Origin of the sequence: Oceanobacillus sp. FSL K6-2867 (genome assembly GCF_037963145.1) — a bacterium.
In the GTDB taxonomy this organism is placed as follows: Bacteria; Bacillota; Bacilli; order Bacillales; family Amphibacillaceae; genus Oceanobacillus.
Map to the genome: position 1 here is coordinate 3,294,708 of NZ_CP150144.1, position 23,618 is coordinate 3,318,325.

Below are 23,618 nucleotides of genomic sequence, written 5' to 3' on the forward strand. Positions count from 1 at the left end.
TAATGTATGCATTAATGTCAAGGTGGTTTTTTGTAAAGGTTAGAAAAAATCAATTATTACAAGTTTTTATAAAATGTTTAATAAATAATATTGACTTTAATGTATACGTTGTTGTAAAATCCTACTATAGAATTTTCTGAATAAAACAACGGAATTAATGTAAGCGATAACAAAAGAGGTAGGTGGCTAAATATGATAATTGTAAAAGAGTTTTGGGCATTGATGTGGGTGTGGAATGATCAAATCAAGGCGGTGCTGGCTTCGGTAATGCATGTATTTTCGCCTGCAGCATTGCTGAAGATGCAAAGTGCTGCAGAACCAGTGGAAAAGGAAGTAGTAAATAAGAAGGTAAAAAATCAGAAAAGACCGTCCAAATATTCGAGGCCTCAATTAATTGGTCTGTTTATTGGTCCATCATTATTCATTGTGATTAAACTTTTTGTTTCTCCTGCCGAAATGCCTGATGAAGCAATTACAGTACTTGCTTCGATCGCTTGGATTGCGACATGGTGGGTAACAGAAGCTATCCCAATCCCAGTTACTTCATTGCTTCCATTACTTTTGTTTCCAATGACAGGTGTAATGGAGACAGGAGAGGTATCTGCATCTTATGGAGACTCGCTCATATTTCTTTTCGCAGGAAGTTTTATGATAGCATTGTCCATGGAAAAATGGAATTTGCATCGGCGTGTCGCGCTATCCATTATTTCGTATGTTGGAACAAATCCAAGCACCATTATTCTAGGTTTTATGATTGCAACTGGATTCCTGTCCATGTGGATTTCCAATACTGCAACCACACTTATGATGGTACCGATCTGCCTTGCAGTAACGAAGCATGTCTCGGACTCCTTGAAGCATCATACGACTATGGATACGTCGCCAGGGAAGTTCCCATTCGGGACAGCTTTGATGCTTGGGACGGCTTATTCAGCAACGATTGGCGGATTTGGGTCGATAATCGGTGCGCCAGCGAATATTATTCTGGCAGGTACTGTGTCTAGTTTGTATGGTGTTGAAATTACCTTTGCTCGCTGGTTATTATTTGGAGTGCCGCTGGTCATCCTTTTTGTACCGCTTGTCTGGTTATATTTAACAAAGATTGCTTATCCATTAAAAGTAAAAGAAATACCTGGAGGAAGAGAAATCATCAAAAAGGATCTACAGGAACTAGGGAAAATGAGTTATGAAGAAAAAGTTGTTTTCACCATTTTTACCTTAACTGCTGCAGCGTGGATTACACGAAGCTTCTTTCTGAATAAATTTATACCTGGTTTAGATGACACGTTAATTGCTTTACTTGCAGGAATTATCTTATTCTTAATCCCAGCTAAAAACAAAGATGGGAATATTATGGATTGGAATACAGCACTTAAACTTCCTTGGGGGATTTTATGGCTATTCGGAGGGGGACTGGCATTAGCTGCTGGAATTATGAATTCGGGTTTAGATCAGTGGATTGGTGGGCAATTGACTAGCTTTGAAAATATTCCGCTATTCATTACAATTGCATTGATTGTAACCCTGATTACAATCTTGACAGAGTTTACATCAAACACTGCAACAGCTACAATGGTGTATCCTATTGTTGCGGTTGCCGCTGCATCGCTTGGTACAGATCCGATTGTATTAATGGTAGCTGCTAACATGGGGGCGACCTTTGCTTACATGTTTCCGGTCGCAGCCCCGCCAAATGCAATTGTATTCGGTACGGGTTATGTAAGAATGGCGGATATGGCAAAAACAGGTGTCTGGCTGAATTTATTCTCAATTACGTTCACGGTTATTATTGTTTATTACTATGTTCCATACATTTTTGGACATTTAATGTAATGGAAATAGACTAGTATCCAAAAGGTTTACAGGATACTAGTCTTATTTTTGCATGCTATTTATCTTTTCTATTCCTGCTAAAATTTCTTGCTGTGCCCGTTTTCGGTGGGATTGCATCATGATGCGAGCGGCATTTTCATCTTTTGCCCGCATGCAAGCAGTGATTGCTTTATGCTCTTTTATGGAACGGAGTGGTAATGGACGGTTATTAATCGTGAATAAGCGAGCGCGATAAGTTTGATCGGAATGAATTTCAATTACGGAGCTGAGACGTTTATTTCCTGCAAGTTCAATAATCATCGAATGAAACCGGTCATCCAAAACAGCCCATTCTTTCAGATTTTTATTTTCTAATGCAGCTTCCTGCTGTTCAATAATTGCTTCAAGTTGATTGATTTTCTCATCTTCGGCTTTCTTGGTAGCTATTTCAATAGCAAGTCCATCTAAATTTTCGACGATTTGGTAAATTTCCTTCAGGTCTTCTTGGACAATTGGTTCCACAATAAAACCGCGCCGAGGAATCAACCGGACAACTCCCTCCGTTTCCAAACGTACTAAAGCCTCGCGTACAGGAGTCCTGCTCATTTCTAATACTTCGCTCATTTCCCGCTCTAATATGGTTTTTCCGGGTGGCAAAATCAAGTCGCGAATAGCTAATCGTATAATATGGTATGCCCGCTGAGGTAATCGATACTCATGTAAAGACTTCAATCCCTCTATAAGACGACGTAATTCTTGGATACTGTTTTGTGTAGCATGTGTTGTATTCGTATCTCCGTTTTTCATTTTTCTGTCCCCTAGTCTAGTGAAATTTTATCCTATCCGTGATGGGTTGCTTCTTACATTATTGTATACCATCTTTTTTGAATGTTCTAATGTAAACGAATTTGGAAATTTGCTGGTTGGAATCTGAGTTTATTAATATCGTGTTTTGGACATAATTATGAAAAAGTACAAACCACACTCGCGCTGACATTGTATACAAATAAAAAGAAACTTTCTTATTCTGTATTATCAAGGGCATTTGCAATAAAGAGTATCAATCTTATAGAAGGATATGGTTTGCCTAAATGTTGGATTTACTTATTCTTTAATATATTTGGAGGGATTAGAATGACGGACAACGAGAACAATCAACAAGCAAATACAACCAGTACAAGACGTGCTTTTTTAAAGAATTCAGGAATAACTTTTGGCGGGATTGTAATTGGCGGGACAATTGGTGGCTTGCTTGGAAATGTAAAGGAGGAGCCAACAGAACAGCCTGCACCAGCCCCGGTCGCTGAAGTTGCTAACCCAAATGTTGCCTTGATGTTTTTTACCCCAGATGAATATCAAACAACAAATGCAGCGGTGGAACGTATTTTTCCGGAGGATGAGAATGGTCCTGGAGCTATGGAATTGAATGCTGCGATATATATAGATCATCAACTTGCTAGTCAATGGGGAGTAAATGCAAAGGATTATCGGCTGGGTCCATTTTATAAGCCTGAACCAACACAAGGTGAACAAATCAAACTATTACGCCAAGATTTATTCCGCTTAGGTTTAAAAAGACTGGATAATTACAGCAGCGAAAATTATGAAAAGCAGTTTCTTGATTTAGAAGCAGAAGAGCAAGACGGCGTGTTAGCTGCTTTTGAGGAAGGTAAAGCAGGTTCGATTTCGGGTGTTTCTACAACGGAGTTTTTCAAATTGCTCAGACAGTTAACGCTGGAGGGTGTTTATGCAGATCCGATGTATGGTGGCAATAAAGAGATGCTGGGGTGGGAAATGCGAAAGTATCCTGGTACGAGAATGGGATATATCAATGAAATCCAAAAAAAGGATTTTGTTGAACTGGAGCCAAACAGCCTCCAAAGTCATATGGGGCATTCTTAAGAATAGATTGTTCAAAAATAGAAAGGGTTGAGAAACATGGCTACAAAATTACCAAAAGAACCTGTTGTTGTTATTGGAATGGGTTGGGCAGGGGGGATTATTGCCTCTGAACTAACAAAGGCTGGAATCAAAGTCGTCGGACTTGAGCGAGGGAAAGAAAGGAAGATGAGTGATTATCTTATGGTCCATGATGAACTCCGCTTCCAGCATCGAGAAGAATTAATGCAAGATTTATCCAAAGAAACCGTTACACATCGTAATAACAGCAAGATGAGAGCGCTCCCGATGCGCCAATATGGGACCTTTATTGTTGGTGATGGGCTTGGAGGTGCAGGTAGTCATTGGAATGGTCAAACATATCGTTTTCTTCCGTATGATTTTGAAATTAAAACGATGACGGAAGAAAGATACGGAAAAAATAAAATCAAAGCCGATTACCCACTTCAGAATTGGGGTATTACATATGACGAGTTAGAACCCTATTACGATACCTTTGAGAAAATGTCCGGTATTTCAGGTGAGACAGTTGAATTATATGGTCGCCGTTCAAATCCTTATCCAACTAAACCAATGTTAAAAACACCCGTATTAGAGGAATTTGAAAAGGCGGCCAAAAAACTTGGTTACAAACCTTATATGATGCCTTCTGCGAATTTATCCGAGAACTACGAAAACCCAGATGGAATTGCACGTGCAGCATGTCAATACTGTGCGTACTGCGAAAACTTTGGTTGTGAGTATGGCGCAAAAGCGGACCCGGTTGTAACTGTTCTGCCTGTTGCACAAGAAACGGGTAACCTTGACCTGCGTACACATGCTAATGTAACGCAAATTTTAAATGACGGGACGAAAGCTACAGGTGTTATTTATGTGGATACACTTACTGGGGAGGAGTTTGAACAGCCTGCAGAAGTAGTGGTTGTCGCAAGCTATGTATTCAATAATGCAAGACTTCTGCTTAATTCTGGACTAGGTAAACCGTATAATCCAGCAGACGGGACAGGCGTTATTGGCAAAAATTATTGTTATCAAGTAAGTTCCGGGTACTCTACTTTATTTTATAATGATAGAGAATTTAATCTATATGCTGGGGCAGGTGCATTGGGAATTGAAATTCCCGAATTCACAGGTGATAATTTCGACCATACGAATGAGAACTTTATTCATGGGGCAGGAATCCGTTCTACACAATACGGGAACCGGCCAATTGCCAATAATAACGTACCAATTGGAACGCCTTCGTGGGGAAAAGAATTTAAGGAACAATCGATTAAATACACAAATAGCATCCTCCAGGTCAAATCACAAGGTGCCAGTATGCCTCATCGGCAAAATTATATTGATTTGGATCCTGCTTATAAAGATGCATACGGCATGCCGTTATTGCGCATAACGTATGATTATACGGAACAAGACAAAGAGTTAGTGAAGTACATGGCGAAAGTTACAAAATCGATCGCTGAAGAAATGGGGCCAGATCATATAGATACAGTTGGTGAGCAAGCACCCTTCAACGTAAATGTCGATACGAACACACATAATACTGGAGGCGTCATTATGGGGGCTGAACCTGAAACGTCAGCAATTAACTCTTATCAACAGATGTGGGATGCTGAAAATGTATTTGTAGTCGGGGCTTCCGCATTTCCTCATAACAGCTGTTTCAATCCGACTGGTACATTAGGTGCTTTATCTTATAGAGCTGCAGAAGGAATTGAAACGTATCTTAAGCAAGGCGGCTCTCTTGTTTAATTGTTTTTAATCCGTGATTTCCTTCTTAACCGCACTTAAGTTATTGTATTAAAAATCTCTCTTTAGGCAGGATATCCCTGCCAGTTATATAAAAAGATTAACATACCTGCTTTCTATTGTGGAGCGGGTTTCCTTTTTGAACGATGACTTCACTAAAAAATGTATGATTATTCAAGACTATGATTATTATTTTAGGGACATATTAATGTTAACTAAAAAATGAAAAGTAAGGTGGTACATAAGATGAGAATCAATTGGAAAGTTCTATTCTTTTCCAGCTTGTTTTCGTTAAGTTTATTAGCAGCATGTAACGTTAATAATAATGATTCGAATGAGCAGCAGGGTGATGTAAACAATAGCCCAGCCGATTATGAAAATGATGCGAACTTGGAAGGTGAAGAGAATCAAGAAAACAAATCTATATATGATGAAGATCCTGATCAAACAGATCAAGAGTTACAAAAGGGAGATGATCTGGAATTCGACAGTGACAGAGGTGCAGAGTAAAGCTTTTGGAGCAAAACCATGGAATAGGGAAAACTAGTTAAATCGGAAAGAGAAGCTGATATAGATAACAATCAGCTTCTTTTTAAATTAGATACCTCAACCAACTGTTGAATTTTTAGCGTCCCTCGATTCCCATTTATCTAAAATCGTTGCATTAGCCACATTTCCAACAACGTTTAACAACGTTCTGAATCCATCTGTTAAACGGTCAATTCCTGCCACAAGTGCAATACCTTCAAGCGGCAAACCAGCAGCGGTGAGAACGGTAGACATCATAATGATACCCGCTCCAGGAACTCCTGCAGTGCTGAAAAGAGACGACTAATGCGCTAATGATGATGGCAATAATCATAGAAGCTGTTAGGCTTACATCAAATAATTGCGCTACAAACAGAACGTTAAACGATTGTAAAATACATGCGCCATCCCTTTTTAATGCAGTACCAAGAGGGATTGCGAAGCTCGCGATATCCGCTCTCATTTTATAACTCGTTTTTGCATTTTCCATTGCTACTGGCAATGCGGCGTTAGAGCTGGCAGTGCCAAAGGAAATTCCGAATGTAGGCAGAAAGCTTTTCCAAAAGCGAGAGATTTTTAATGCAGCTAATATGAGTGCATAAACAACAATCATTATGCCTATTGCTAAAATTAGTCCAATTATATACATAATTAATTTTTGAACGATGCCGAATCCTTGAGCAGCTATTACAGAACTTATTAAAGCGAATACTCCAATCGGAGAAATTTTAAGTACAATTAAAGTGACCTTTTCGATAATTTTATGGAAACTTTCTATGAATGAAACAAAAGGTGCTGCATGGTCACCGACAAAGCGAATTCCAATAACGATCAGAATGGCTGTAAAAATAACTTGCAGCATATTCCCGGTAGCAAATGCTTCAAACGGATTGGTCGGTATAATGGAAACGAGCCACTCAATAATATGCTGTCCTTCAGGAATTTCTTGCGTGCCTGCATTATTGATTGTATCTACCGTTTTTCCTGGTTTTAATGCTTGAGCTGTTGCTAGTCCAATAGCAAGTGCAATTACATTCGTAACAATATAGAGCGTTAAAATCTTCAGGGTGAGTCGGCCGACTTTTTCTGTGTTCTTTAGACTTGAAAAACCAATAATAAGGGATGTGAAGACAAGTGGCACAACTACAAACTGAATACCCCTTAAGAATACTTGTCCGATAGGTGTTAACACATATTGTTCTAAATTAGGGATAATTGCTGGAAAAAATATATTTAAAAACACCCCGAACAAAATTCCAAGAACCAAGCTGATGGTTATTTTTGTTGATAATTTCATTGAGAATTCCCTCCTTCATTCAAAATAAATTAATAGAATATATAGTAATTTAATTACAGATGTTTGTCAAAATATTTAATAATCTATCCACTTTGTAATTTGCGGGGTGATTCGAAAAAATCTGTCTAAAACAGTTGCTTCTTAATTTTATTATCTTCACTGTTAGGAAAACTTTATTAAAAAGGCATCATGAATAGCTGCTATCAATTTTATCAACTGCTTTATTTATTTGAAGACAGTCTGAGTGGGGAATAGCGTTTAATTTGTTGGGTAAGTGGAATATCCATAAATAGGTAGTCACCATTAAAATTGCAAGGAGGCTCGTTATGATGAAGAAACATCAACTCTATATTCAAGGTGAGTATACAGACTCTACAGGAAATGACTGGCTGGATATTATCAATCCGGCTACAGAAGAGGTGATCTCTCAAGCTCCTAGAGGTACAGATAAAGATGTGGATAGAGCTGTCCAAGCAGCTTTTGATGCCCAAAAATCCTGGGAATTAAAACCAAACATTGAGCGCGGGAAAATCGTTCGTAAATTAGGAGACGCGATTCAGGAGAAACGCAATACCTTTATTGATCTGCTTCAGGAGGAACAAGGTAAAAATTACGAACTTGCACAAGGCGAAGTCGACCTGGCGATTGACTATTTTCATTATATGTCGGAATGGGCGCGTCGGATAGAGGGCGACATTGTTCCGAGCGACCGTCCAAATGAAAATATCTATATTTATAAGAAGCCGATCGGTGTTGTAGCTGGTATTGTACCATGGAATTTCCCGGTATTCATTCTTGCCAGAAAAGTTGCTTCAGCGCTTGTCACTGGCTGTACGCTTGTTCTGAAGCCGAGTCAGAAAACACCAAATACAACAATGGAATTTACAAAGATAGTTGATAAAATGAAGGAAATTCCTAAAGGTGTGTACAATGTTGTGACTGGTACTGGTTCAGAGGTTGGGAATGCATTGGCAAGCCATGAAAAAGTTGCGATGGTATCCATGACCGGCAGCATTGCAGCGGGGACAAAGGTAATGGAAGCAGCTGCATCCAATATTACGAAAGTGAATCTGGAATTAGGTGGCAAAGCACCTGCTATTGTCACGAAACATGCAGATCTGGACTTAGCTGCTGAAAATATTACGACATCCCGGCTTGCCAACAATGGCCAAGCCTGTACAAACGCAGAACGCATCTATGTTCAGGAAGATATTGCAGACTCCTTTATAAATAAATTGAAGGAAAGGTTTGAAAGTCAGACAATTGATAATCCGCGGCAAAACAAGGAAGCTGATATTGGTCCGCTAATTAGCGGTGATCGGCTTAAAACAGTGGATGATATGGTGCAAAAAGCAAAAGAAAACGGTGCTAAAGTAGTTATTGGCGGTGAGCGTGCAAATCAGGACAATGGCTATTTTTATAAGCCGACAATCTTAACGAATGTGACACATGAATCCGATATTATGCAGGAGGAAATTTTTGGTCCTGTTATCCCAATTGATACCTTTCAAACACTTGATGAAGCAATCGAAAAAGGTAATGATACGGTTTATGGCCTTTCTTCTTCTGTCTATACAGAAGATATGAATGAAGCCATGCGTGTGATTAATGAGCTGAAATTCGGTGAAACATATGTCAATCGTGAAAACTTTGAGGCGGTACAGGGGTATCATGCAGGAATGAGAAAATCCGGGCTGGGCGGAACAGACGGAAAACATGGTATTGAAGATTTCCTCGTTACCCATGTAGTTTACATGCAATATACTGAGGATAAACAATAAAAATACACTTGGGACAGTTGGATTCTGTTTTGAGGGTGGACAACGATTAAATGGCAATGGCATACGAAATGACGTATGCCATTTTCGTTGTATAACAATGTTAAATTGCTTTCAGGGCTGCCTTGACACCGAAATTTTTAAAAGGTTTTACCTGCGATAATTGTTATTGTTCAATAAAATCTCTATCAATTGAGGTGTTAAAAGCATTGTTAAATCTCTCCTAATACAGCAGTTAACGAGGTTGTTTTGCTATCAAAAATAGATATGCCGGCGACATACTAGAATATCATTCTATTGCCATGTCACTTCAATTTCCTTGCTTCTCTTTTTATACTTAAAGTCTAAAAAATACCGAATATCAAACGTTTTCATTGAAAATGTTTGATATTAAAGGGTTTTAGTTGTAAAATAAAAATAGACTAATGGTACATAAGGTGATATAATGAATCCGCGAAAAAAACAAATAACCGATGCAGCACATCGATTATTTTCCGAAAATGGGTTTGCCCAAACATCAATCCAGGACATTCTGGATGAAGCGCAAATTGCGAAAGGGACGTTTTACAATTACTTTGCTTCAAAAAATGAATGTCTGATTGCCATATTAGAAACTGTTAACGAAAAAGCAGAGCGAAGACGGATTGAACTTGCGCAAGGCGAAAATAAGGCAGACGAAAATGTTCTCGTATCACAAATTGCTGTCCGGTTAGATATGAATCGTTACCACAATTTGCTGGCTATTTTTGGCTCAGTTGCCTGGTCAGATGATAATGATTTAAAAGCATTCTTTAAAAAGAGCCAAACAAAGGAATTGAACTGGATTGCTAAAAGACTGGTTGATGTTTTTGGTGAAGAAGAGGCGCACCACGCGGTCGATCATGCTGTAATGTTAACTGGCTGCATTCATCAGATCATACGTGTTTGGAATTTGGGTGCGAATAGAGAAATGGCCACAGAGACGGTTATTCAGTTTGCGCTTGATCAATTGAAACCTGTTATTCGTGAGAAAAATAAAAAAGCTTTTTTTCCGGAAAATTGGCTGGGTTTAACGATTGAAAGTTTATCAACGGACCATATGGAGATGAAGCAACAATTAATTACTAGATTAAATAACCTTACTGAAAAGCTGGAAAAGGAAGAAAAAAAGAAAAACAATGAGTATGTTCAGTTTTTGCTTGAGGAATTCCAGTCAGAAAATCCGCGTCTCTTTTTGCTGGAAAGTGTATTATTGTCACTGAAACATGTTTTTGAGGGCTCAAGTTATGAGCTTGAAATAAGTCAAGTCGTTAAAATGGCATGGCAAGTGCTGGAACAATTTATAGAATGAACGAGGTAATAACAAAAATGGTTGGATTCTATGATTTAAAGAATCCGACCTTTTATCTTTATAAATTAACGGTGCTTAAAATTGAGTGATATTCATAAACTATACGTTAGTTCCTGTTTGCCGTTAATGTTAGTGCGGTTGTTCTTTAAAATTTGTATCCAGCCCCGTTTTTGTAAATTAATATTCCTGTAAGACAAGAAAGAAGGTTTTAATTATATGGTTAAAAATCAGTCCGCCGGACAACCGAATGAACCTGCATTCAATAAAGCTCCACTTATTGCTGTATTGCTTTCTGGTGCTTTTGTTGCGATTTTGAATCAGACACTTTTAGCTACAGCTTTACCCCATATTATGGCGGATTTACAGCTGGATGCGAATACCGCTCAGTGGCTGCAATCTGTTTTTATGCTTGTAAACGGAATTATGATACCAATTACAGCGTTTTTAATTGAGCGTTTTACAACCCGAGCATTATTTCTCACAGCAATGACTATCTTTGGTTTAGGTACATTAATGTGTGCTATTGCTCCGGTTTTCTCCATTTTAATGGCCGGGCGCGTTCTGCAGGCTGCTGGGGCAGGGATTATAATGCCATTAATGCAAACAATCATGTTTATGATTTTTCCAATTGAAAAACGTGGTTCAGCAATGGGCATGTTCGGCCTGGTTATTGCATTTGCCCCAGCGATTGGCCCGACTCTATCCGGTTTGATTGTCGATCATTTCCCGTGGAGAAGTTTATTCTATATAATTCTCCCGATTGTCATTTTAGATATCATTTTTGCTTATCTTTTGCTTAAAAATGTTACCAATAGAACATTCCCTAAGCTTGATATCTTATCCATTATTTTATCAACTTTAGGGTTTGGTGGTTTGCTATATGGATTTAGTGCCGCTGGTAATAGTGGGTGGACAAGTATGCAGGTAGTCTTATCGCTTCTCATTGGTGCACTTGCTCTCGTATGGTTTATTTTCAGACAGTTGAGGTTAGAACAACCAATTCTGGAATTCCGGGTATTTAAGTATAGTGTATTTACAATAACGACAGTCCTTGGTATGGTGCTATTTATTGCCATGATCGGTGCTGCTGTTATATTGCCGTTAATGATGCAAAATATGCTCGGATTTTCTGCGTTAGAGTCTGGATTAGCATTGTTGCCGGGAGCTCTGTTAATGGGGATTATGAGTCCTATTACGGGACGTTTATTTGATAAATTTGGAGCAAGATGGCTATCCATTATAGGGGTGACCATTCTCGTCATTACAACATTTATGTTTGCGATTTTTAACGAAGATACGACATTCACGTATATCGCAGCTGTTAACGCAATCAGGATGTTTGGTATTTCCATGGTTATGATGCCAGTGACGACGGCTGGATTGAACCAGCTTCCAACCAAGTTAATTCCGCATGGAACAGCAATGAACAATACAATGCGGCAGGTTGCGGGCTCTGTAGGTACCGCCCTTCTTGTGACGGTAATGACAAGTAATACCATTCCAAATCAGGGGGTTACTGGAATGTTGCATGGTGTTAATATCTCCTTTATTGTTGCAGCAATCTTTGCTGTTATTGCATTAATTATGGCGTTCTTTATTAAAAACTCACGTCCAGAGAATCCTGATGATATTAGGCCGAGATAGGAAATAATCTATTGCCATTCAAAAACACTGAGATGTAAGAAAAAATAACTGGTTTTCGATTCAGCCATGAAAATAAAAGACGCATGAAATCAGGATTTTAAATCAGATTTCATGCGTCTTATTTATTTTAAAAGCAGAACAAATAGGGGAAACTTTCCTCGCTATGTTTTGCAAACTGGTGAGCGGGAACATTTTAAACAGATATCATTATAAAGGAGAGGCTATAATATGAACGTACTCGTTATTGGAGCGAATGGGCAAGTTGGCAGAAAGGTTGTGAAAGAGCTGGCTGATTCGAATCATAAGGCGACGGCAATGGTGCGCAAAGAAAAACAAATGGATAAATTAAAAGAACTCGGTGCAGAAAACGTTGTGCTTGCCAATCTTGAAGAAGACTTTAGTTCTGCACTTGATGGTGTGGATGCAGTTATTTTTGCAGCAGGATCCGGCGGTTCCACTGGAGCAGATAAAACAATGACCGTTGATTTATATGGTTCTATAAAAGCGGTAGATTATGCTAAGGAAAAAGGAGTTAAGCGCTTTGTTCAATTAAGTTCAGTTGGCTCCAGCAACCCAGACGAACAGAATGAGAAAATCAAACATTATATGGTTGCCAAGGGCGTTGCAGATCGCCATCTGCAGCAAACAGATCTTGATTATACAATTGTTCGCCCTGGACCACTATCGAATGATGAAGCGAAAGGAGAAATTAAGATTTCACCAGAATTCTTCGACATCGGTGATGGCTCTATTCCAAGATCGGATGTGGCACATATTCTTGTCGATGTGCTTGAACGCAGCAATACGCACAGGAAAACATTTGAGGTAATAGAAGGTGAAAAAGAAACTGGTAAAGTATTAGAGACTGTATAAGTTCTCCGTTCTATTAATACTGGAATTATATAAAGCTGCCAGTTTTGATAACGATGGATCACTACAAAACTGGCAGGAATGATACAGCGTTAATAAAAATCGGCAAATAAATAATTTGCCGATTTTATATTTTCATGTATAAATAATTATTGTCCTGAGTTCAGTTCTGTTTTTACTTGCTGAATTTCTTCGGGGGTAGCAGGTTGTGCTGGTTTATAATGCCCATTCTGCAATGCATAGCTATAGACAGTTCGCTGACGTGATTCGTCTCCATTACGTAAACTTACAAGTGTTTGTCTGAGTTGGGAATTGTTTGCTTCACTTATATAGCCTGCATAGCTTTTTAAACTTGCATTTAATCCGTTTAAATAATCATTCACAATATCTTTATCTTGCAGCATACTTAAGTTCCTCCTATTGTAAAAATGGTAATAGCTGTTGCTGTGCCTGTCTTGCAGCTTGTGCGTCCCGTTGTAAAATTGTTTTAAGTTCCGAATCTGTTGCAGATGCTGCATACGATTCTAATTTGTTTGCAATCATCCCATGTTCACCAATCATTTTTCGCAGATTTTCCAGTTCAGTTTGTGTTAGCTGATCCATGCAGAAGCTCCTTTCAAGTGAATTCACCGTTAGTTTAACCAGTAATAATTTGGATATTCTTGTATTTAGAAGAATCACCTTCGTTTAAAGATTGGTAAGCTGTTTTGGGGAATGATGAAGAAAAAGCGGTATTGGCATTCCTGTTTTCTCAATCAATACCGTGGTTATATAAATGCAATTCGGTTATTTTTTGCTGGGGAGAAGTTTCAATAAACGATGACTTTTTAAAGGTGAAAGGGACAAGCATAGCTGTCCCGTCATAACATTAAGCATAATGTCCGCCAATCTTCTTGCTGCGCTCCAGCGTAATCCCGGCATCTGTATAGCTTGAGGCACGGAGAATAGCGGTAGGCCCATATTTATCACGAATCGCATCCATTACATAGCCGATATCATTTTTCTTTGCGCGATCCTCAAATAGATCGAGCTGGACATCAGTCTGATCGAATAGCTTTGTTAAGGTGACATATACATGCCTAATCATGCTTTTTCCATCATAAAATTCCTGAAATAACTGCATGCAAATTCTATACATATCCATGGTCACGTTAGTAGGGATATCAATTGATCGGGAATGTGAAAATCCACCAGCTTCTTCTTTTGAATAGGAAATGCTAAGCTGAATGGTTCTGCCTGCTTTACCTGCTGTACGAGCTCTGCGGCACACCTCCTCGCAAAGATCAAGAATGCAGTAAGAAACTTCATCTCTCGTATAATCCCGGAGCAAAGATATGCCATGTCCGAAGCCTTTTTGCTCCTGTTTTGTAAAGTCACCAAAAACAGGGCTTAAATCAATTCCCCATGCATGCCAATAGAGCTGTTCTCCCATGACTCCAAAGCGTTTTTGTAAGAGTTCCAGTTTATAATTGGCGATTTGCCCAAGTGTAACAATTCCCATGCGGTGCAAGTTCTTCATCATCCGATGTCCAATTCCCCAAATGTTTTGAACAGGAGTTGGCCAAAGCTTTTCTGGTACATCCTCGTATTTGCATTCCGCAATCCCTGTTTTTTTAGCGTGTAAATCCATGACGACCTTTGCGAGAAATTTATTATCCCCAATCCCAATAGAGGAAGTAATTCCAAATCGATCCAATATGTCACGCTGTATCTTGTGTGCAATCTCCTGACGACTTCCGAAAAGCTTTTGCAGGCCATTTACGGTAATCCAAACTTCGTCAACCGAATATTGATGGATTGCTTCTGGTGGTGCGTAATCATGCAGTAATTTTGTTATTTCAACGGATACGTTTAAATAATCAGCCATATGGGCTGGCACAACGATAATGTTTGGGTCGTCTGGTAATTCGAAATAACGACTTACATTACTCACCCCATATCTTTGCTTTAAGGCAGGGGATGCTGCTAGTACAATACTTCCGGACCTGTTTGGATCTCCAACGACAGCAAGCATAACCTTCATCGGATCCTCATTTAGTTTCATCGCTTCGACGCTTGCGTAAAAAGAACGCATATCAATACAAAGCACATCATGACGCGGGTAAGGAGAATAGTCCAATTGACTCACCTCTTTAGAACGTTTGTTCCTATTGTATGCAAGAAAATGTAAATTATCAATGTCAATAAATAACAGTATATATGTTCTGTTTTTGTGATATAATAGAACAAACGTTTCTATTTAAGGAGTGCGATAAGATGAATTTATTAAATCATGCTGTTCATGAAAAGATAAAGCTGGAAATGATTTATATGGCACGTGATGGCAATGTTTCGCAGCGATTTGTGCGCGTGCTGGAGGTGTGTGACGATCATATTTTAGCCTATTGTTTTTATCGCAAACAGATCCGTACATTTAAAATAGAAAATATTTTGTCGGTGGAAAAAGCAAGCAGGAGGGCAAGAATCGCATGATACATGATCGCGGAGCGAAGAAATGGACAGCACTTATGCTGCCAGAGCATATCGAAATGTTAAAAGCTTTACAGGTTGAATATAGTTATAAAGAAAAGCCGGTTTTAGATGAACAGCAGATTGAAGAAAATGCAATAAAATTACAGCTGGCAATCCATGATAACCTCACGGTAGAGGTTAAATATTATAAAAAACATGATTTTCATAAAGTAAAGGGAAAATTGCTGAGCGTTGTTTCGAACGATTGTATTGTATTTGATAAGGAGGATCGAACGCAGGTGAAGTTTAGTGATATTATAGAGGTTCTGGTCGTTTAGTTTTCTTGTTTATGACTAGGAGAAGTCTTGAAATCGATAGCAGCATTATAATGAAAATTGAAAAATGGGAAAATATGTTCTGTTAAAAATGATGTATTTTTGCTACAATAGAACTTGTACAAGAAGGCTTTCATGGGTGGTGGCTCACCCCTTTTAATCTGAAAGGGGGTGATGCATGATGACGGTATATGAGTCGTTGGTTCTAATGATTTCGTTTGGAGCTTTAATTGTGGCTGTGCTGTCAGATCAAAAAAAATAGCCACCCTGCAAGCCTGACGAGCAATTAGGGTGGTTATTGGTATAACTCTAATGTGAGTCGCCCCCTTGAAGGGCTATTGTATGGTCGTTAGTGTAGCAGCACTAACGATCTTTTTATATTTTATGGAATTACTTACTTTATTATAACCGATATTGAGGAAAATGAAAAATCAGAGGATAATAATAGAAGCTTTTTTACGATTAAAATTAATTTATCAATGAATGTCTTTTGAATTGCAATTTTAGGAAAATACGGAATGATTAATTGCTGCTAACCTCTAATAAAGCTATAATCAAGGCAGAAGAAATATGGTAAATGTCTTGAGCAGGTCTGCATTATAATGAATCGGAGTGATTCGGATGAGTACCAAAAAGCTGTTGATTATAGTTGGCATCTTCTTTATTGTACTTTTCATTGCTGTTCCAGCGGGTTTTATTTATGTGCTGAATAATGGAAATCCATATACGAAATATCTTGTGAATAAGCATATTCCAGCACATCTGGAAGAGATGGGGTATACAGAGGATCAAATGGAGGAAGCACATTATGTAGAGCCAAAGCACTTAACAAATACGGGTTTCTATCAAGGTCATTATATGGTTGTTTTTAAAGATGAACCGGATATAACGTATTATTATGGAGTAAAGAAAAAAGGAAAACAGGTTCAGCAATTTTGTGATAAGGAAACTCTCTCAGCAGAAGGAGTGACCGAAAGTTTTGAGGGAGAAACGAAGTATAGTGAAAAAGAATGCCAGCATTCCTTGGATAATAGGGATTAGACAGAGTAAATTGGGGGAAAGGGTTCAATTTTATTTTCGCTAAGGAGGACGGTTGTTCCATTTTTGCCCAAGTAATACTAAAATATTTCCAGCATGGAGTGGCTGATACATAACAAAAGTGTTAAACGTCAAAAACGAATAATGCACTAAATTAGCGCAGGAAATATACGCATACTCCTGCGGGAGGAAAGGCATAGGTGAGACCCCGAAGTGCTATAGCACAAGGGGCTCACCAGCCGCTCATGGAAAGCGGAGTATATTTTCGGAGCGGTTTATTTTCGCCAATCATGTTCGGATTTTATGTGGATAGACACTTTTGTCTCAGTTTCTTTATCATGCAGAGTATCTTATTTACGAGTTGATTCTGTTCCACTCCAAAACAATTCCTCAGGTACATAAGCGTATCCTTCCATTAAACGCCGGGAGGTTCTTGCAACAGCAGTTTTTTCGAATTGAACATATTGACCATTATCTGTACATGTAATAAGGAAATCCATGGAACCAGATGGGTGACCGACGATAATCTCATCAACATCTGGATTATTACAGCATTCATAAACGATGGTTCCCTTTAGTTTAGCAGCTGCCGCAGTACATAGTCCGCCAGTAACGGGAAAGGTTTTGTGCATTTTTTGCATGGACATTGCTCGAGCGGTTAAATGAATATGCTCTTGTTTAATAAACTCGCCGTGTACCGTTGAATAGGTCTGGCTAGGAGAAACCATAATTACTTTAGGACTGGATGGCGTTTCTTTTGTTGCATCATGCGCATTGCTTACAAATCCAAGTTTTTCAGCAGCTGCTGAGCGGATTTTTTCCAGCATGCGTAAATGTTCTTTCGTAAGGTCTGTCGACTGTTCTGTACCAGTTAAACCTAGCTCATTTGCATGGACGAATGCAACAGGTGCTGTCACGTCAACAATGCTGACTTCAAATTCTCCTGCTTCTGTCAGAAGTTTTTCTTTTCGCTTTCCAGTAGGAAAAAGCTCGCCCGTTTTAGCGCCAGATGCATCTAGAAAGTTTAACACAATTTTTGCCCCTTCTCCTGGTACACCGTCAATCGTATAATCACCGGTTGAACGAGATTTGCCGGACTCAACAGGAACTTTGGCTTCAATAATACCATTTGTGTTCGTATTAAAAATCCTAACGGTAGTGTACGGTTCCTGAACAGCAACCAGGCCTTCATCGATTGCAAAAGGACCCACACCGCTTAAAATATTTCCGCAGTTTGAATTATAATCTACCTTTCCGGTGCCTATTCCAACCTGCCCAAACGTATAATCGATATCAGCGTCAGGTCGGGATGAAACGCTGACAATCGCTAATTTGCTCGTAAGGGAATCGGCTCCACCGAGACCGTCAATCTGTCTTTCATCTGTCCCGCCATAGATCGATAAAATTACCCTGTCTCTGATCACAGGATCTGACGGCAATTCATTTTCCAGTATGAAAACTCCTTTGCTCGTTCCGCCACGTATGATGGCAGAGCGGATTTTTTCATAATCTCGCATGTTTCATCCTCCTTGTCCTAAAGACCAAGCAAATTTGTTGGCCAATATATATCGAGTGCTGAGCTCAATAATGAAATACCAATAAGTACAGCAATAATCGATATGCCAGTGTGTATAAAACTCATCCTGGATTCAACGATTAAAAACAGAATTAAGAAGATTGCTGTCGCAAGCATTAAGCCTCCAATGTAAATGAGTGCTAGATAGCCGAGAACCCAGCCGATATATCGAAGTGGAGCAAGTAAAGGGATTTTAACTTGTTCTCCTTCTTTAACCTTGTGTTTATAAAGCCTGTAAGCCTCAGTAATTAAATAAATTAATGTCAATCCAGAACCTGCAATGGATATATATAAAGGGAAAAACTGCGCTAATTTACTAAACGTCAGCGCTTCTATAATTGCTAGCGTAAATAGGATAAAAAGAAAGCCGCTGAATATAAGGTTAAGGTGATCTTTGTTCATCTTAATTTATACCTCCTTGTTCGTAGTTCTTACTGAACCGTTTCATGATAGCCCCGCCTGAAAGAAGCACGACGATAATAACAGCAAGGAAAATAACGATTGGATTCGTAATCCATTCCCAGCCATATCTTTCAATGGAAATCCAATAATAGCGTTCAGCAGGCAGAGCAAGTACAAAACCGATCAGCAATGGAGGCCGCGGCCAGTCCAGGATTGTCATAACGTAGCCAAGCAAACCAATAATGATAAAGATAATCAAGTCTCCCCAAGACATCGTACTTTGATAGGCACCAATTACGAGTAAAATAAGGAGGAATGGAACGATTTTTTCCCCTGGTACAAAGCTGATCTTAGAAATCGGACGAACTAAAATCATACATAACAGTGCTCCGAAAACATTTGCAAAAACCAGTGTCCACACAATCGATAAGGTTACGGACAAATCACTGGTAAGCATTTTCGGTCCAGCTTCTAATCCCATGAGCGTTAACCCGCCCAGTAAAATCGCCGTTGTACCGCTGCCAGGTATCCCGAAAAGCAATGTCGGTACTAAGGAACCTCCTTCTTTTGCATTGTTAGCACTTTCTGGAGCGATAACTCCACGAATATCTCCTTTTCCAAAGTGATTGTTTTTAACCGTTTTCTGACCAGCTCCATAGGCAATCCAATCAACAACACTACCCCCTAGTCCGGGGATGAAACCAATTAAAACTCCGATTACAGCACTGCGGAAAACGAGGAATTTATTTTTTAATGCATCCATAACGCCTTTTAAAATGCCGCTTTGCAGTGTTGCGTGATTTGCTACACTGCCTTTATTTGTCAGCATGGTTATGATAATAGGAAAGGCAAATATAGCCAGAGCTACAACTGGTAAGGAAACCCCTTGTGTCAAATAGAGCGTGTCGAATGTGTAACGATATTCCGGAACAGCTGGAGCACTGCCGACAGAGCCGATTAGTAATCCAAGAATTCCAGAAATGATTCCCTTCAGAGGCGATTTACCAGCTAGTAAGCCCGCCATACTAAGCCCAAGCATAGTCAGCATAAATAATTCAGGTGAACTAAAAGATGTAATTAATGGTCTGGCAAAGGGAATTGTTAAATAAAGCGCAATTCCGCCAATGATTCCACCTATCATGGAACAAAAGAAGGCAGCACCCATTGCCCTGGAGGCTTCTCCTCTTTTGGCTAAGGGAAACCCATCCATGATGGTTGCCTGCGAGCCGGAAGTTCCAGGTATCCCTAAAAGAATCGATGGAAAGGTGTCTCCGGTATGAATAACAGCAATCATTCCGATTAAAAGAGCCATTCCTACATATGGATCAAGACCAAAAACAAATGGAAGCATTAAAGACATGCCTACTGTGCCGCTTAAACCAGGCAGCAATCCAACAACAACCCCAATACCGATACCTATAAACATATAGACAAGTCTTGAGGGATCTAATACAATAAATAGCGCTTCAATTGCACTTTCGATCATGAAACTACCCCCTAAAGCTTTTTAATATCAATGTCAAAATTAGTTCGTAAATACTGGATAATCCATTGCTTCGTTTCCTCAGAGATAGAGAAGGATTGTTCAATTTGCGAATTCAATTCCTCTCCCACATATGTGTCATATCCCTCCAGGATTTCTTCAGAATGGGTAGCGAATTCTTTATCATTAATTAAAGCGTCCATCCCTTTTTTAAGTGATTCCTGGTAGTTCCCAGGGGCATCTTTGTGCACCCAAATTACTTTATTCAGCGTATAAGAAGCACCTACCGTTTGTTTGTACGCATCCCATGCTTCTCCGCTTGGCTTTTCACCGTAGATATCTACATAGATTTCTTCAATGGTTGGAAGATCGGGAAATTGTGGATCCCGGATAAGATCTCCATTTGCATCAATCTGCCCTAAGCTGTACAAAGGTACTGCACTGCCTTCTTCTACGAGTGCTTCAACACTGTTCTTATAAGCAGATGTCGTTTGGTAATCAATGTTGCTTTCTCCTTGCTCAAAAGCAACACGGGAAGGACCGCGCCCTTCATATCCAAGCACAGCTTTTACATCCATTTTTAGGACTTCGAATGATAGCAGTGTTACTAAATCTAAGCCTGTTGGGGAAATACCGGCATAAAACAATTCGTCTTCTAATGCGATTAAATCTTCCATTCCGCCCTTGGCCAGTTCGGGTTTTGTATAAACAACACCACCAGAGGGAGCACCGATTAACGGTGTGAAATTATTTAAATCATAATCTACAGAAGACTGCTCCAGCATAAATGGAACGTGAGAAGAAGCGCTTGAAGTAAGAATGTTTAAGCCGTTTGGCAGGCGGGAATTGGCATATTCATTTGTTCCGGTAATGCTTGCTCCTCCAGGGATATTTTCAACTTGAACTCTAGGTTTACCATCAATATGCTTTGCAAAATAAGGTGTCATAAACCTGGCAAAAACATCGGTACCGCCACCAGCTTGGAAAGGTACAACAAATGAAATTGTCTGTCCATCATAGGAAGCGTTACCCCCATTGTCCTGGTTACTGCCAGTTGCCTGCAGTGTATTGCAGCCCATAAGAAAACAGCATATGATAAGTGTTAGTACGAAAATAGGACGTATCTTCAAAATATTCATCTCCTTCCGAATTATCTTATTGAATATAGTAAACGCTTTCAGTGTATAAGTAAAATAATGATATTTTATTTATCTTCATAAAAAAACTTGATAACGCAAGAGGATTTCTTCCATAATGGGGATAGGAGAAAATATAAGGAGGAGCAAATATGGATCAAAAGGATTGGATTTTAATGAAAACGCTTTACGAACAGAGAAATATGACACGTACCGCTGCAAAGCTATATGTATCTCAGCCTTCTCTAAGCTATCGGTTGAAAAACTTAGAAGAGGAATTTGGTGTACCGTTATTTTTTAAAACGAAACAAGGAATAGGCTTTACTTCAGAAGGTGAATATTTAGTCCAGTATTCCAAAGAAATGTTAAAACAGCTTCAATTGATGAAGGATACAATGAGCAATATGGAGGAAGAGGTATCAGGTATCTTACGCATAGGAGTATCCAGTAATTTTGCACAATACTTACTTCCGAAAGTTCTAAAAAATTTCTCTAAAAATTATCCGAATGTACGATTCAATGTAAAAACCGGATGGAGTACACAGGTGATTGATCTTCTGAATAATTCAAGTGTGCATGTAGGGATTTTAAGAAGCGATCGCGGCTGGCAAGGGGAAAAGATGTTGTTAAGAAAAGAACCGCTCTATCTCATATCCAAAAAGAAATTGAATATGGACCTGTTGCCAGAGTATCGATTGATTAATTACAGTACGGACAGTTCATTGAAGGATAGCATAACAGCTTGGTGGGCAGATCAATTTTCGGAACCAGCAAATATAGAAATGGAGGTTGATCGGCTAGAGACGTGTAAGGAAATGGTTAAAAATGACTTCGGATTTGCAATTGTGCCTGCAATTTGCCTGAAAAAGGATGATAATTTGTACCAGCAGGAAATATGTTTCAAAGATGGCACACCTGTGACAAGAGAAACGTGGCTCATGTATAATCAATCGTTTGAAAATTTAACCGTAGTGGATCGGTTTGTCAGTCATTTGAGAGAATGGGATGGGAAAGATTAGTTTTTCTTATCGGAATGATGAGAAAAAAAGTATTAGACATGAATAGAATTATCGATTAGTGTTTTAAACAAATGTTGATATAGAAGGGGAGGAGAATGTATGACATTATACAAGCTAGGAGTTTTAGAAGGAGATGGTATTGGACCGGAGATTGTCCAAGCAACAATTCAGCTTGTCGAAGCAATTACCGAAAAGCATGATGTAAAAATGGAGTGGGTTCCGCTTTTAGTTGGCTGGAAAGGCATTGCAGAGGCGAACCACCCATTGCCAGAGGAGACTAAAAAAGCGTTGCAGGGTTGTCATGCTTGGCTGCTTGGACCGCATGATTCAGCTTCATACCCAGAGGAATTCAAAAATATTCGCAATCCAAGCGGAGAATTGCGCCATCACTTTGATTTATATGCAAATATTCGTCCTGCTAAAAGCATTCCAAGTATCAAGGGTGTTGTAGAAGGGGCAGATCTGATAATCTATCGGGAAAATACAGAGGGCTTCTATGTTGATCGCAATATGTACCGTGGTGTCGGAGAATTTCAGGTTACAAAGGACGTTGCAATTACAACAGGTGTTTTCACAAGACAGGCCATTGAACGGATAGCCCATGCAGCCTTTCAAAAAGCTATGCAGCGTAAGAAGAAAGTCACAATTGTGCATAAAGCGAATGTCATTCGGATCGGGTCTGGCATGTTTTTAGATATTTGTAAAGAAATCTCCAGGGAGTACCCAGAGGTTGAGGTTGACGACTACCATGTAGATGCAATGTGTGCACATGTTGTTCGGCGAATTCAGGATTTTGACGTTATCGTTACAGAGAATATGTTCGGAGACATACTGTCCGATTTAACTGGAGAGTTGATTGGCAGTTTGGGACTCGCTCCTTCGATAAATGCAAATCAAGAGATCGCTATGGCACAAGCAGCCCACGGATCAGCACCAGATATTGCGGGAAAGGACCTTGCTAATCCAATTGGGATGATGCTATCTACTGCTCTGTTATTCGAATGGATGAGTGAGAAGTTCGGTGATAGCAAATTAGAGATAGTAGGTAAAAAAATTGAAGAAAGCGTGCACCGAACACTATTGGACGGAATAAAAACGAAAGATTTAGGTGGAGACAGAGGTACACAAGCATTTACTGCTGAAGTTTTAAATAGAGTTCTCTAGTTATAAAATAAATTTATTGAATACGCTAAAAAAACAGTATTTTATTTATATTAAAATCAGCCCTATACTGAGCGTAGAAGATAAATTTTACTAGGGAGGATTAA

23 protein-coding genes are annotated in these 23,618 nt (G+C 39.2%); 13 read left to right on the plus strand and 10 right to left on the minus strand.

Features of this window, described 5'->3' with window-relative positions:
* Nucleotides 1–192 precede the first annotated feature (192 nt).
* The gene (locus NSQ77_RS16000; protein ID WP_339227033.1) at nt 193–1,833 is read left to right on the plus strand and encodes an SLC13 family permease; all 1,641 of its coding nucleotides are present in this window, start codon (nt 193–195) and stop codon (nt 1,831–1,833) included.
* Nucleotides 1,834–1,875: 42 nt separating this feature from the next.
* Here NSQ77_RS16000 and NSQ77_RS16005 read toward each other — a convergent pair whose 3' ends face one another.
* Entirely contained in the window at nt 1,876–2,619 is a 744-nt protein-coding gene (locus tag NSQ77_RS16005; RefSeq protein WP_339227034.1) for a GntR family transcriptional regulator, read from the minus strand.
* 327 nt (nt 2,620–2,946) lie between these two features.
* Between NSQ77_RS16005 and NSQ77_RS16010 the strand changes: the two genes are divergently transcribed.
* From NSQ77_RS16010 to NSQ77_RS16020, 3 genes are all read left to right on the plus strand, one after another.
* Complete coding sequence (locus NSQ77_RS16010) at nt 2,947–3,714, plus strand: gluconate 2-dehydrogenase subunit 3 family protein (protein ID WP_339227035.1); 768 nt, start codon at nt 2,947–2,949, stop codon at nt 3,712–3,714.
* A 36-nt stretch (nt 3,715–3,750) separates the two neighbouring features.
* The gene (locus tag NSQ77_RS16015) at nt 3,751–5,466 is read left to right on the plus strand and encodes a GMC family oxidoreductase (RefSeq protein ID WP_339227036.1); all 1,716 of its coding nucleotides are present in this window, start codon (nt 3,751–3,753) and stop codon (nt 5,464–5,466) included.
* A gap of 243 nt (nt 5,467–5,709) precedes the next feature.
* A complete protein-coding gene (locus tag NSQ77_RS16020) occupies nt 5,710–5,973 on the plus strand; it encodes a hypothetical protein (RefSeq protein WP_339227037.1) in 264 nt (87 codons plus the stop codon).
* Nucleotides 5,974–6,069: 96 nt separating this feature from the next.
* Here the strand turns inward: NSQ77_RS16020 and NSQ77_RS16025 are convergent, their stop codons facing one another.
* A complete protein-coding gene (locus tag NSQ77_RS16025) occupies nt 6,070–6,249 on the minus strand; it encodes a cation:dicarboxylase symporter family transporter (RefSeq protein WP_339227038.1) in 180 nt (59 codons plus the stop codon).
* The gene (locus NSQ77_RS16030) at nt 6,209–7,288 is read right to left on the minus strand and encodes a dicarboxylate/amino acid:cation symporter (protein ID WP_339227039.1); all 1,080 of its coding nucleotides are present in this window, start codon (nt 7,286–7,288) and stop codon (nt 6,209–6,211) included. Before NSQ77_RS16030 ends, NSQ77_RS16025 begins: the two co-directional genes overlap by 41 nt.
* 329 nt (nt 7,289–7,617) lie before the next feature.
* Between NSQ77_RS16030 and aldA the strand changes: the two genes are divergently transcribed.
* From aldA to NSQ77_RS16050, 4 genes are all read left to right on the plus strand, one after another.
* On the plus strand, nt 7,618–9,069 hold the full coding sequence (gene aldA, locus NSQ77_RS16035) for an aldehyde dehydrogenase (protein WP_339227040.1): 1,452 nt from the start codon (nt 7,618–7,620) through the stop codon (nt 9,067–9,069).
* 442 nt (nt 9,070–9,511) lie between these two features.
* On the plus strand, nt 9,512–10,396 hold the full coding sequence (locus NSQ77_RS16040; protein WP_339227041.1) for a TetR/AcrR family transcriptional regulator: 885 nt from the start codon (nt 9,512–9,514) through the stop codon (nt 10,394–10,396).
* Nucleotides 10,397–10,612: 216 nt separating this feature from the next.
* Nucleotides 10,613–12,040 carry an MDR family MFS transporter gene (locus tag NSQ77_RS16045; RefSeq protein WP_339227042.1) on the plus strand — a complete coding sequence of 476 codons (1,428 nt, stop codon included), beginning with the start codon at nt 10,613–10,615 and terminating at the stop codon, nt 12,038–12,040.
* A gap of 228 nt (nt 12,041–12,268) precedes the next feature.
* Nucleotides 12,269–12,913, plus strand: coding sequence for an SDR family oxidoreductase (locus NSQ77_RS16050; protein ID WP_339227043.1), 645 nt, complete (start codon nt 12,269–12,271; stop codon nt 12,911–12,913).
* A 146-nt stretch (nt 12,914–13,059) separates the two neighbouring features.
* Here NSQ77_RS16050 and NSQ77_RS16055 read toward each other — a convergent pair whose 3' ends face one another.
* The 3 genes from NSQ77_RS16055 to NSQ77_RS16065 form a co-directional block, all read right to left on the minus strand.
* On the minus strand, nt 13,060–13,311 hold the full coding sequence (locus NSQ77_RS16055; RefSeq protein ID WP_339231044.1) for a spore coat protein: 252 nt from the start codon (nt 13,309–13,311) through the stop codon (nt 13,060–13,062).
* A 16-nt stretch (nt 13,312–13,327) separates the two neighbouring features.
* The gene (locus NSQ77_RS16060) at nt 13,328–13,513 is read right to left on the minus strand and encodes a hypothetical protein (RefSeq protein WP_339227044.1); all 186 of its coding nucleotides are present in this window, start codon (nt 13,511–13,513) and stop codon (nt 13,328–13,330) included.
* Nucleotides 13,514–13,778: 265 nt separating this feature from the next.
* Complete coding sequence (locus NSQ77_RS16065) at nt 13,779–15,029, minus strand: DNA polymerase IV (RefSeq protein WP_339227045.1); 1,251 nt, start codon at nt 15,027–15,029, stop codon at nt 13,779–13,781.
* Between the two features lie 137 nt (nt 15,030–15,166).
* On the opposite strand from NSQ77_RS16065, the gene NSQ77_RS16070 reads away from it, so the two are divergent.
* The 3 genes from NSQ77_RS16070 (at nt 15,167) to NSQ77_RS16080 (ending at nt 16,737) form a co-directional block, all read left to right on the plus strand.
* The gene (locus NSQ77_RS16070; protein ID WP_339227046.1) at nt 15,167–15,382 is read left to right on the plus strand and encodes a hypothetical protein; all 216 of its coding nucleotides are present in this window, start codon (nt 15,167–15,169) and stop codon (nt 15,380–15,382) included.
* Entirely contained in the window at nt 15,379–15,699 is a 321-nt protein-coding gene (locus tag NSQ77_RS16075) for a YolD-like family protein (RefSeq protein WP_339227047.1), read from the plus strand. The genes NSQ77_RS16070 and NSQ77_RS16075 overlap by 4 nt, the downstream gene beginning before the upstream one ends.
* A 618-nt stretch (nt 15,700–16,317) precedes the next feature.
* Nucleotides 16,318–16,737, plus strand: a complete 420-nt coding sequence (locus tag NSQ77_RS16080) for a DUF3139 domain-containing protein (protein WP_339227048.1) — start codon at nt 16,318–16,320, stop codon at nt 16,735–16,737.
* Between the two features lie 347 nt (nt 16,738–17,084).
* On the opposite strand, the gene NSQ77_RS16085 is transcribed toward NSQ77_RS16080, so the two are convergent.
* From NSQ77_RS16085 to NSQ77_RS16100, 4 genes are read right to left on the minus strand one after another with little or no spacing between them, the layout of a single operon-like run.
* Nucleotides 17,085–18,251: a PrpF domain-containing protein gene (locus NSQ77_RS16085; RefSeq protein WP_339227049.1), complete on the minus strand. Its 1,167-nt coding sequence runs from the start codon at nt 18,249–18,251 to the stop codon at nt 17,085–17,087.
* Nucleotides 18,252–18,268: 17 nt separating this feature from the next.
* A complete protein-coding gene (locus tag NSQ77_RS16090) occupies nt 18,269–18,712 on the minus strand; it encodes a hypothetical protein (RefSeq protein ID WP_339227050.1) in 444 nt (147 codons plus the stop codon).
* 1 nt (nt 18,713) lies between these two features.
* Nucleotides 18,714–20,198, minus strand: coding sequence for a tripartite tricarboxylate transporter permease (locus tag NSQ77_RS16095; protein WP_339227051.1), 1,485 nt, complete (start codon nt 20,196–20,198; stop codon nt 18,714–18,716).
* Between the two features lie 11 nt (nt 20,199–20,209).
* Complete coding sequence (locus NSQ77_RS16100) at nt 20,210–21,325, minus strand: hypothetical protein (protein WP_339227052.1); 1,116 nt, start codon at nt 21,323–21,325, stop codon at nt 20,210–20,212.
* Nucleotides 21,326–21,483: 158 nt separating this feature from the next.
* Here NSQ77_RS16100 and NSQ77_RS16105 point away from each other — a divergent pair, with 158 nt between their 5' ends.
* Entirely contained in the window at nt 21,484–22,350 is an 867-nt protein-coding gene (locus NSQ77_RS16105; RefSeq protein ID WP_339227053.1) for a LysR family transcriptional regulator, read from the plus strand.
* Nucleotides 22,351–22,449: 99 nt separating this feature from the next.
* A complete protein-coding gene (locus NSQ77_RS16110) occupies nt 22,450–23,514 on the plus strand; it encodes an isocitrate/isopropylmalate dehydrogenase family protein (protein ID WP_339227054.1) in 1,065 nt (354 codons plus the stop codon).
* The last annotated feature ends 104 nt before the right edge of the window (nt 23,515–23,618 follow it).